Consider the following 11,268-nt stretch of genomic DNA (forward strand, 5'->3'; position numbering starts at 1 on the left):
CGTTCCTCACGCTCCAGCGTGGGAATGCCGTTCATGACGCTCTGCGTCAACCATCTGCGCCGCTAGCTCCTCAATGACCCGCCCGCCACGGCTGGCCCAGCGATACCGGCGCATACAGCCGGGTGCGCAGGGCGTCGCGGGAGAGCAGGACGAGGACGATGATGGTGGCGAGGTAAGGCAGCATCGCCAGCAGGTTGGACGGGATGGCCAGGCCGATGCCTTGCGCGACCAGGTGCAGGATGCTGGCGAGGCCGAACAGGTACGCACCGAGCAGTAGACGCCACACGCGCCAGCTGGCGAACACCACCAGCGCCAAGGCTATCCAGCCGCGTCCTGCGCTCATGTTTTCCGCCCACATCGGCGTATAGGCCAGCGACAGGTAAGCCCCGGCCAGCCCAGCCATTGCGCCGCCGAACAGCACGGCCAACGTGCGTACACGCAACACTGGCAAGCCCATGGCGCTGGCCGCATCGGGATTTTCGCCGACCGCCTGGATAATCAGCCCGACGCGGCTTTTCAGCAGCGCCCAGGCGACCAGTGCAAACAGCGCAAAGGACAGGTAGACCAGCAGGTCCTGGGCAAACAGCATGCGGCCGATCAGCGGAATGTCACTCAGCAGCGGGATGGCCACCGGTTCAAAACCACTCAATGGCTTGCCGACCCAGGCGGCACCGACGAAGCTGGAAAGGCCGACGCCGAAGATGGTCAACGCCAGCCCGGTTGCAACCTGATTGGCGTTGAACACCAGCGCCACCAGCGCAAACAGTGCCGACAGCAGCATGCCAGCGAGCATCGCCAGCAGCACGCCCAGCCATAGATTGCCGGTACTCAGGGCGATGATGAAACCGATCACCGCGCCAAACAGCATCATGCCTTCCTGACCCAGGTTGATGACGCCGCTTTTTTCGCAGATCAGTTCGCCCAGCGCCACCAGCAGCAAGGGGGTTCCGCAGCGGACCATGGCATAGAAAATGTTGCTCAGCAGGTCGATATCCATCATGCGGCTCCTGTGACGGCTGTCATCTGGCGCTTGGCCCAGTGCAGTTTCAAACGTGGGCGATAGAGAATCAGCACATCACAGGCCAGCAGGAAGAACAGCATCATCCCCTGAAACAATTGCGTGATTGCCAAGGGCAGGTTCAAGGTCATTTGTGCGCTTTCACCACCCAGGTACAGCAAGGCGATCAGCAGGCTGGAGAACAGAATGCCAATGGGGTTGAGGCGTCCGAGAAAAGCCACGGTGATCGCGGCATAGCCGTAACCCGGCGAGACCTGCGGCACCAGTTGGCCGATCGGTCCGGTCACTTCCGACACGCCCGCCAGACCGGCCAGTGCGCCACTGATCAACAATGCCAGCCATACCAGTCGCTTCTCGCGAAAGCCGACAAAACCGGCAGCACGCTTGTCGAGCCCGAGCACCTTGATCTGAAAACCGACAAAGCTGCGCTGCAGCAATACCCAGACCGCGACCAGTGCCAGCAGGGCGAAGTACACGCCGATGTGCGCGCGGCCATCTTCCATCAGCAGCGGCAGGCGGCTGGCGTCGCCAAAAGTCGCTGACTCCGGGAAATTCATGCCCGCCGGGTCTTTGAGCGGCCCGTGGACGAAGTACAGCAGCAAGTTGAGGGCGATGTAGTTGAGCATGATGCTGGTGAGGATTTCATTGGCGTTGAAGTGCGTGCGCAGCCAGGCGGTCACGCCCGCCCAGGCCGCGCCTGCCAGGGTGCCGGCCAGCAGCACCATGACCAAGGCCCAGCGACTTTCCATCTCAATGATATTCACCGCTACGGCACTGCCTGCCAGCGCGCCGAGCAGCAGCTGGCCTTCCGCGCCGATGTTCCAGATGCGCGCTTGATACGCGACCGCCAGGCCCAGCGCGCAGAGCAGAATCGGCAAGGTTTTGACCATCAATTCCGACACGCCATACCAGTCGCTGACCGGTGCGATCAGCAAGGTGTGCAGCGTCACCCAAGGGTTGAGCCCCAGGCCGATGAACAGCAGCGAGCCGCAGATCAGTGTCAGGACGGCAGCCAGTAAAGGGGAACACCACAACATGGCGCGCGATTGCTGGCCGCGCGGTTCCAGAGAAAGCAGCATGTTTTGCTCCGTTAACCAGGCACGTGGGCTTGGGTTTGAGAATGATCGAACTGTCCCGCCATCCAGCCGCCGATTTGCACGGTGCTGGTCTGTTCAGTGGGGATCAGGTCGGAAAGCTGGCCGCCGCTCAGGGCGGCGAGTCGGTCGCTGATCTGGAACAACTCGTCCAGGTCTTCGGAAATCACCAGAATGGCTGCCCCCGCGTCACGCAAGGCAATCAATGCCCGGTGAATCGCTGCGGCAGCACCGACATCCACGCCCCAGGTCGGGTGCGCAGCAATCAGCAGTTTGGGGTTTTGCAGGATTTCCCGACCGAGAATGAATTTCTGCAGGTTGCCGCCCGAGAGGCTGCGCGCCGCGGCCTGTGCGTCCGGCGTCTTGACCGCAAAGCGACGGATGATTTCGTCGGCCAGTGCGCGAACCTTGCCGCGCTGGATCAAGCCGTTGCTCACCAGTCCTTGCTGGAAAGCGGTCAGCAGAGCGTTGTCGGCCAGGCTGAGTTCAGGCACTGCACCATGCCCCAGACGCTCTGCCGGAACGAACGCCAGCCCACGCTTGCGGCGGGCGTCGGGGCGCAGGTCGCCGACCGGGGTGTCTTTGAAGCGCAGGGTCGTCGCCTGGGCATGAGGCAGTGTCTGTTCGCCACTCAGCAGCGCCAGCAATTCATCCTGACCATTGCCGGCAACGCCCGCGATGCCGACGATTTCGCCGCTGCGTACTTCCAGGCTCAGGTCTTTCAGTGAGCAACCGAACGGGTCCGGGTTGTGCCAGGACAGCTTGTCGACGCGCAGAAAGGCTTCGCTGCCGCTGACTTTGTCGTAGTGCGCGGTCAAGCCTTCGGCATCACCGACCATCAAGCGCGCCAGCTCCAGATCGGAGCATTCAGCCGGGATACAGTGCCCGGATACCTTACCGTTGCGCAGAACGGTTGCGCTGTGACACAAGGCACGAACCTCGCCCAGCTTGTGACTGATAAACAGAATGCTGCAGCCTTCTGCGGCCAGATGCCTGAGGGTCACGAACAGCTCTTCGGCTTCCTGGGGTGTGAGCACAGAGGTGGGCTCGTCGAGGATCAACAGACGAATGTCCTGCATCAGGCAGCGAATGATTTCGACTTTCTGCCGCTCGCCAATCGACAGGCTATGGATCAGGCGCTGAGGCTCCACTGCCATGCCGTAGCGTTGCGAAACCTCGCGAATGCGCGGTTCCAGTTGTTTGGGCGTGCCTGCCGCAGCGCCCATAGCCAAGGCGATGTTTTGCGCGACGCTGAGGGTTTCGAACAGCGAGAAATGCTGGAACACCATGCCGATCCCCAGGCTTCTTGCCTGTGCCGGATTGCGCATGGTCTGCACCTGGCCTTGCCAGATGATCGACCCGGCGTCGGGCTGCGTCACGCCATAGATGATCTTCATCAGCGTGCTTTTGCCGGCACCGTTCTCTCCCAGCAGGGCATGAATCTCGCCGGGCTGAATCGTCAGGTCGACAGCGTCGTTGGCCAGGCAGCCGGGATACCGTTTAGTGATGTGGCGCAGTTGTAGACGCGCAGGTATCGCGTGGTTTGACATGAAAGGCTCGAAGGCAGAAGTGGGTCGCTTGTGGATAAAGCAAAATCCTGGCCAAGGAGTCAGGATTCCTGTCCTGTGCGTTCAATCAAGGTTGAGTAAGGTGTTTTCGACATTCATGGCCGTGCAGTGACAACCTGACGCGATCATTTCGGCACCAGTTCGGGGCGCGCTGGCGGAGCGAGGGGCAAATGTGGCTCTTTGATTTGAGTAAAAAATGTACAGCAGGCGTCAAGCGAGGTGCGTTATGTGGATGCGCGACCCTTGCACCTGTTATCCACAGGTTCTTCCACAGATACTGTGCGCAAGCGCGTCAGCGGAGAATAATACGCCGGTGGTTAGCATCCAAAGGGACTAACGAGCGCTAACAGACTGTTTTTGCACCGTTTATGGATCCATGCCAGGCGATTGCTCAAAAAACGATCATTCGCCTGAAACGCAAGCCCGGCAAGGCCCGCAGTGGAGTGTGCTCAGCTTATCCACAGCCGGATGCACAGTAGATGTGGGCAATTGCTGACGCGTTGCCTACTCTGTTGTGGCCTTGTGCAAAACAATTCTGCCGCGACTCAGATCAGCCAGTTGTCGTTGCAGCGTGTCGGCATGCTCGGGGCCTATCGCGATTGCCATCTGCACGCCAGTGGCAGTGAAGTTTTCACTTTCCAGCAGGCCGTTGACTTCCGCGAGACGCAACTTGACCAGCGCCAGTTCACTGAAGCTGCATTCAAGCTGGAATGACGAACGCTGAATCAGCGGCAGACGCTCGGCCTGCTGCAAACATTTGTTGGCACCACCGCCATAGGCGCGGGCCAGGCCGCCAGTCCCCAGTTGAATGCCGCCGTACCAGCGGATCACCAGCACCACGACCTGATCGAATTCCTGCGCCTCGATGGCTGCCAGGATTGGCCTGCCTGCAGTACCGCCCGGTTCCCCGTCATCGTTGCTGCGATACTGACCACCCAGCTTCCAGGCCCAGCAATTGTGGGTGGCGTTGAGGTCGCTGTGCTGCTCGATAAACGCCTGGGCGTCGGCCGGGCTGGCGATGGGGGCGGCGAGGGTGATGAAGCGGCTCTTGCGGATTTCTTCACGAAACTCGCAAGGGCCGACCAGGGTAAAAGGCATGCGTGTATCCAGCTGACGTCAAGGCGCCGATTCTACAAGGCTGGCGGCGTGAGCCCACAACCTTTGAGGATGATCCGGATAAGATTGTTGCTGGCCTGGTCCATGTCTTGCCGGGTCAGGCGGGAGCGACCGGTGACTCGGCAGATCTGCGAGGCGAAATCAGCGTAGTGCTGGGTGCTTCCCCACAGCAGGAAGATCAGGTGTACAGGGTCGACCGGGTCCATCTTGCCGGCATCGATCCAGGCTTGAAAAACCGCTGCCCGGCCCTGGAACCACAGGCGGTAGTCTTGGCTGAAATACTCGCTCATGCATTCGCCACCGCTGATGATCTCCATGGCGAAGATCCGTGAAGCCTGAGGCTGGCGGCGCGAAAACTCCATCTTGGCGCGAATGTAGCGGGCCAGTGCCTCGGCTGGATCATCTTCGACGCTCAGGTGGTTGAACGTGCTGTCCCACAAATCAATGATGTTGCTCAGTACCGCGACATACAGGCCCAGCTTATTGGTGAAGTAGTAATGCAGGTTGGCTTTGGGCAGCCCGGCTTTCAGCGCGATGGTGTTCATGCTGGTGCCCTTGAAGCCGTGGCGGGCAAATTCATCTTCGGCTGCCTGGATGATTGCTTGTTCGTTCTTCTGACGAATACGGCTTGCGGGCTTGGTGACGTGAGCGCTGTGTGCGGGGACTTCAAGGGTCATGGGCAATTCCGGACAGGTCGTAGGGCGCAACTAATGAACAGATAGCGCACCGGCGATTATCTCGCAAGCACCGGCGCAAGTGCGGCTATGGAAACCTATCGTGGTTGTTCAAGGGGATTGGGTTCCGTCGCTGAATCATTCCGGGTCACGGCGACCTTTCCTTCCGGAATCAGCAGGCACATTACGATGGCTGTGATGCCGCCGCTGGTGATGGCCGAATCGAACAGGTTCTGTACCAGTTTGGGCATCTGATGCAGCAGCGCAGGCTGCGCGGCGATACCCAGACCGACACCCAGTGACGTGGCGATGATCAGCATGCTGCGTCGGTCCAGCGGAGACTGGGCCAGAATGCGCACACCGGCTGCCGCGACGCTGCCGAACATCACCAGCGTTGCGCCGCCGAGTACCGGTTTGGGAATCTGCTGGACGATGGCTCCGATGTGCGGGAACAGCCCGAGCACAAACAGCACCGCGCCGATGTACAGCCCGACATAGCGACTGGCAACGCCGGTCAGCTGGATCACGCCGTTGTTCTGCGCAAAGGTGGTGTTGGGGAATGCACTGAACGTTGCGGCAATCATGCAGCTCACGCCGTCACCCAGCACGCCACCCTTGAGACGCGCCATGTAGCTCGGGCCACTGATCGGCTGGCGGGCGAGCATGCAATTGGCGGTCAGGTCGCCGACCGTTTCGATACTGCTGATCAGATAAATCAGCGCGACCGGCAGGAAAGCGGTCCAGTCAAAGCTGAAACCAAAACGGAACGGCACCGGCACGCTGATCAAGGGCAGGTCGTGGATCGGCTGTGGAATCAGCTTGCCGCTGAACCAGGCGGCGAGACTGCCGACCGCCAGGCCGATGATGATCGCCGACAAGCGCACCCAGGGCGTATTCGAACGATTAAGTACGATGATCACTGCCAGAACGAAGGCGCCCAGCGCCAGGTTCAACGGCGCGCCGAAGTCAGGTGCGTTGAAGCCGCCGCCCAGGTCCGTCACACCTACCTTGATCAGGCTTACACCAATCAGCGTGATGACAATGCCGGTCACCAGCGGCGTGATGACACGTCGCAACTGGCCAATACAGCGACTGAGCACGATTTGCACCAGCGCGCCGAAAAAGCACACGCCGAAGATCATCGCCATGATGTCCTCTGGGCTGCCGCCGCGTTGCTTGACCAGAAAACCCGCGGACAACACCGCGCCCAGGAAAGCGAAGCTGGTGCCTTGCAGGCAGATCATGCCTGCGCCGATACCAAACGGGCGGCGCGCCTGAATGAAAGTACCTGTGCCCGACACCATCAGGGCCATGCTGATCAGATACGGCAGGTATTGAGTCAGGCCGAGCGTCGATCCGATGATCAATGGCGGGGTGATGATCCCGACGAAGCTGGCGAGGACATGCTGGAACGCTGCCAATATGGCCGTTAAAGGTCTTGGGCGATCATTCAGGCCGTAAATCAGGTCATCGTTGTCGAGTGTTTCAGGCTGCATGGCAAGGTCTCGGACGGGGAACTGCCATGTACTGGCGTGTCGTTGTCGGGGATTACTGCAAAAAACTGTCCAGTTGCTCAGGTTATTTTTATTTGAGTCCAACTATTTCAATAAATATCAGCCTGATAGCGTTTTCTAGGCGCTCTGCAACGTTGGCTGACTGGAAGGGTGTCCTGCAGGAGTGTGTCATCGGGTAGCGGCCAGTGTTTCCAGAAAGCTCTCCAGCACCAAATGAGGGCGTCGGCCTTTTCGGGTAACGGTCACCAGGTTGAGGTCGTAGAACTTCGAGTCCGGTTTCAGCGCGCGCAATCGACCTTCCTGCACCCAGGCGTTGGCGTAATGATCTGGCAGGTAGCCAATGTAGCGTCCAGTCAGAATCAGGAACGCGATGCCCTCGCGGTCTGAAGCGCTCGCGGTGCAGGTCAGTGCCTGATAATGCTCCTGAATATCGTTGGGCAGGCGAAAGGTCGGGGCAATGGCTTCCTGCTGTGCGAGGCGTTCATCATCCAGCGTTGAGTTGTCCGCGTAGAAGAGCGGATGTCCCACCGCGCAATAAAGCAGCGAACGCTCACTGTACAACGGGTGATATTCAAGGCCGGGCAGGGCGCTGGCCTGTGGCACGACACCGACATGCAGGCCGCCGTCCAATACACCTCGCTCGACTTCGGCGGGAGCAATCATGCGGATATTGATGTGCACGCCCGGCCCACGCTCTTTCAGGCGTGCCAGTGCATGGGTTATGCGCATGTGGGGAAGGGTGACCAGGTTGTCGGTCAGGCCGATATTCAGCTCGCCGCGCAGGTTCTGATGCAGGCCGTTGACCTCTGTCCTGAAACTTTCCAGAGCGCTGAGCAGTTGCAACGACGATTGATAAACCTCACGTCCTTCGTCGGTCAGTGAAAAACCGGCCCGCCCTCGCTGGCAAAGCCGCAAGCCGAGACGCTGTTCCAGATCGCTCATTTGCTGGCTGATCGCCGACCGGCCAATGCCGAGCACGCTTTCGGCCGCGGAAAAACCGCCTGCCTCAACAACACTTTTGAAAATGCGCAGCAAGCGGATATCAAAATCGCTCACCTGCGACAGTGGATCGGGGCGACGGGCACTCATTGTTTAGTCTTTACCAAACCAAAGATCATGAAAATCGGGTTTTATGAACTTTATCCGCGTGACACCTTGGCTGCAATGACCGTTCGTTTAGCGCCTGCGAGGCTTGCCCCCCCATGAATATGTTCGAAGCGTCTGATGTGCCTGTAGCCAGTCAGTTGAAGCTTGATGCCCACTGGATGCCTTACACGGCGAATCGAAATTTCCAGCGTGACCCGCGCATGGTCGTTGCTGCGCATGGCAGCTATCTGACAGACGGCAAGGGCCGCAAGATCTACGATGGGCTTTCCGGGCTATGGACATGCGGGGCCGGGCACACCCGCAAGGAAATTCAGGAAGCCGTTTCCCGGCAACTGGGCATTCTGGATTACTCGCCGGGCTTTCAGTTCGGACATCCGCTGTCGTTCCAGTTGGCGGAAAAGATTACCGAACTGACGCCGGGCAATCTCAATCACGTCTTTTATACCAACTCCGGTTCCGAATGCGCGGACACGGCAGTGAAGATGGTGCGTGCCTACTGGCGGCTGAAGGGGCAGGCGACCAAGACCAAGATGATCGGGCGCGCGCGTGGCTATCACGGCGTGAACGTGGCGGGCACCAGCCTGGGCGGAGTGAATGGTAACCGCAAGATGTTCGGCCAGTTGATGGATGTCGACCATCTGCCGCACACGCTGCTGGCCAGCAACGCCTATTCGAAGGGGATGCCCGAAGCGGGCGGTATTGCGCTGGCCGACGAGATGCTCAAGCTGATCGAGCTGCACGATGCGTCGAACATCGCGGCGGTAATCGTCGAACCCATGGCGGGCTCTGCCGGCGTGATCGTTCCGCCGCAAGGCTATCTCAAGCGTCTGCGCGAGATTTGTGATCAGCACAATATCCTGCTGATATTCGACGAAGTCATTACCGGCTTCGGCCGTACAGGCTCGATGTTTGGTGCGGACAGTTTCGGTGTCACGCCTGACCTGATGTGTATCGCCAAGCAGATCACCAATGGCGCGATCCCCATGGGTGCAGTGATCGCCAGCAGCGAGATCTATCAGACCTTCATGAATCAGCCAACGCCGGAATACGCCGTCGAATTCCCCCACGGCTACACCTATTCGGCACATCCGGTGGCTTGCGCAGCCGGGCTCGCGGCGCTGGAGTTGTTGCAACGTGAAAACCTGGTACAGCAGGCAGCAGAAATCGCCCCGCATTTTGAAAGCGTGCTGCACGGTATCAAGGGCGCGAAAAACGTGGTGGATATCCGCAACTACGGCCTTGCAGGCGCCATCCAGATCGCACCTCGTGACGGCGATGCAATCGTGCGGCCGTTCGAGGCCGGCATGAAACTGTGGAAAGCCGGGTTCTATGTGCGTTTTGGCGGTGACACCTTGCAGTTTGGCCCGACCTTCAACAGTCAGGCGCAGGACCTGGACCGGTTGTTCGATGCCGTCGGCGAAACGCTGAACCTGATCGACTGACCACGCTGACAGGCTCTCTTCTTATATAGGTACTTTTACACAGGTGCTTTTGTCGCATGGGCCGCGAAGCCATTCGCGCCCGATGCAATTATCCGGAGTTTTCCATGAGCAGCATTCAACACCTGATCCACGGCGAGTTCATTTCTGAAGATGGCCGCACCGCAGATGTGTTCAATCCGTCGACCGGCCAGGTTATCCACACAGTAGCGCTTGCCACTCGGGACACGGTCCAGAAGGCGATCGATTCGGCCAAGGCTGCGTTTCCGGCCTGGCGTAACACACCGCCAGCCAAGCGCGCTCAGGTGATGTTCCGCTTCAAGCAATTGCTGGAGCAGAACGAAGCGCGCATTGCTCAGTTGATCAGTGAAGAGCACGGCAAGACCCTGGAAGATGCGGCGGGCGAGCTGAAGCGCGGTATTGAAAACGTGGAGTACGCCTGCGCTGCGCCTGAAGTGCTCAAGGGTGAATACAGCCGCAACGTCGGGCCGAACATCGATGCGTGGTCTGACTTTCAGCCGCTGGGTATCGTTGCCGGTATCACTCCGTTCAACTTCCCGGCCATGGTGCCGCTGTGGATGTACCCGCTGGCCATTGCGTGTGGCAATTGCTTCATCCTCAAACCCTCCGAACGCGATCCCAGTTCCACGCTGCTGATAGCCGAGCTGCTGCACGAAGCCGGGCTGCCGAAGGGTGTGCTCAATGTGGTTCACGGTGACAAGGTCGCGGTTGATGCGCTGATCGAAGCGCCTGAGGTCAAGGCGCTGAGCTTTGTCGGTTCCACACCGATTGCCGAGTACATCTATAAAGAGAGCGCAGCGCGTGGCAAGCGGGTTCAGGCTCTTGGTGGCGCGAAGAATCATGCGGTACTGATGCCGGATGCCGACCTGGACAACGCAGTGAGTGCCTTGATGGGCGCTGCCTACGGATCCTGCGGTGAGCGTTGCATGGCTATTTCGGTTGCGGTGTGCGTCGGGGATCAGATCGCCGATGCGTTGGTGGCCAAACTGGTTCCGCAAATTCAGGGCCTGAAAATCGGCGCAGGTACGACTTGCGGTCTGGATATGGGGCCACTGGTCACCGGGCAGCATCGCGACAAGGTCGGCGGCTATATAGAGGACGGTGTGCAGTCGGGCGCTACTCTGGTGGTAGACGGTCGCAATCTCCAGGTTGCCGGGCACGAACAGGGCTTCTTCATGGGCGGCTGTCTGTTTGATCGTGTCACGCCGCAAATGCGCATCTATAAAGAAGAGATATTCGGGCCGGTGCTGTGCATTGTGCGTGTGGATAGCCTTGAGCAAGCGATGCAACTGATCAACGACCACGAATACGGCAACGGCACCTGCATCTTTACCCGTGATGGCGAAGCTGCGCGGTTGTTCTGCGATGAGATTGAAGTGGGAATGGTCGGGGTCAACGTTCCGCTGCCGGTACCGGTTGCCTATCACAGCTTTGGTGGCTGGAAGCGTTCCCTGTTCGGCGACTTGCATGCGTACGGTCCCGATGGTGTGCGCTTCTACACACGTCGCAAGGCAATTACCCAGCGCTGGCCCCAACGTGCGAGCCATGAAGCGTCGCAATTCGCATTTCCCAGCTTGTAAATTCCCGTAGCGGGAGATCGTCTTTAAAGAGGATCTCCCGTGTTTGTTGGGGCACAGCAGTTGAATTGCAGATTTTTGAAATTAACGGTTGACGCCCTCTGTGATCTGTCTATAATTCGCCCCACTTCCGGCGCAGA

Annotated in this window: 9 protein-coding genes; 2 read left to right on the plus strand and 7 right to left on the minus strand. The window is 59.4% G+C overall.

Annotated features, from left to right (window positions below; translation table 11 throughout):
• Nucleotides 1–70: 70 nt before the first annotated feature.
• The 7 genes from RYC18_RS20040 to RYC18_RS20070 form a co-directional block, all read right to left on the minus strand.
• A complete protein-coding gene (locus RYC18_RS20040; protein ID WP_004666363.1) occupies nt 71–997 on the minus strand; it encodes an ABC transporter permease in 927 nt (308 codons plus the stop codon).
• Nucleotides 997–2,097, minus strand: coding sequence for an ABC transporter permease (locus RYC18_RS20045; protein WP_316886644.1), 1,101 nt, complete (start codon nt 2,095–2,097; stop codon nt 997–999). The genes RYC18_RS20040 and RYC18_RS20045 overlap by 1 nt, the downstream gene beginning before the upstream one ends.
• Nucleotides 2,098–2,108: 11 nt before the next feature.
• Complete coding sequence (locus RYC18_RS20050) at nt 2,109–3,662, minus strand: ABC transporter ATP-binding protein (protein ID WP_316886645.1); 1,554 nt, start codon at nt 3,660–3,662, stop codon at nt 2,109–2,111.
• 522 nt (nt 3,663–4,184) lie between these two features.
• Nucleotides 4,185–4,778 carry an IMPACT family protein gene (locus RYC18_RS20055; protein ID WP_054076618.1) on the minus strand — a complete coding sequence of 198 codons (594 nt, stop codon included), beginning with the start codon at nt 4,776–4,778 and terminating at the stop codon, nt 4,185–4,187.
• 32 nt (nt 4,779–4,810) lie between these two features.
• The gene (locus RYC18_RS20060) at nt 4,811–5,473 is read right to left on the minus strand and encodes a TetR/AcrR family transcriptional regulator (RefSeq protein ID WP_002555510.1); all 663 of its coding nucleotides are present in this window, start codon (nt 5,471–5,473) and stop codon (nt 4,811–4,813) included.
• 95 nt (nt 5,474–5,568) lie between these two features.
• Nucleotides 5,569–6,966, minus strand: coding sequence for a uracil-xanthine permease family protein (locus tag RYC18_RS20065; RefSeq protein WP_044295505.1), 1,398 nt, complete (start codon nt 6,964–6,966; stop codon nt 5,569–5,571).
• Nucleotides 6,967–7,152: 186 nt separating this feature from the next.
• A complete protein-coding gene (locus tag RYC18_RS20070) occupies nt 7,153–8,073 on the minus strand; it encodes a LysR family transcriptional regulator (protein ID WP_316886646.1) in 921 nt (306 codons plus the stop codon).
• Between the two features lie 113 nt (nt 8,074–8,186).
• Here RYC18_RS20070 and RYC18_RS20075 point away from each other — a divergent pair, with 113 nt between their 5' ends.
• Nucleotides 8,187–9,533, plus strand: coding sequence for an aspartate aminotransferase family protein (locus RYC18_RS20075; protein ID WP_316886647.1), 1,347 nt, complete (start codon nt 8,187–8,189; stop codon nt 9,531–9,533).
• A 104-nt stretch (nt 9,534–9,637) separates the two neighbouring features.
• Nucleotides 9,638–11,131 carry a CoA-acylating methylmalonate-semialdehyde dehydrogenase gene (locus tag RYC18_RS20080; RefSeq protein WP_316886648.1) on the plus strand — a complete coding sequence of 498 codons (1,494 nt, stop codon included), beginning with the start codon at nt 9,638–9,640 and terminating at the stop codon, nt 11,129–11,131.
• Nucleotides 11,132–11,268: the final 137 nt, after the last annotated feature.

The organism is Pseudomonas syringae group sp. 247E2 (assembly GCF_032587795.1).
Taxonomy (GTDB): Bacteria; Pseudomonadota; Gammaproteobacteria; order Pseudomonadales; family Pseudomonadaceae; genus Aquipseudomonas; species Aquipseudomonas amygdali.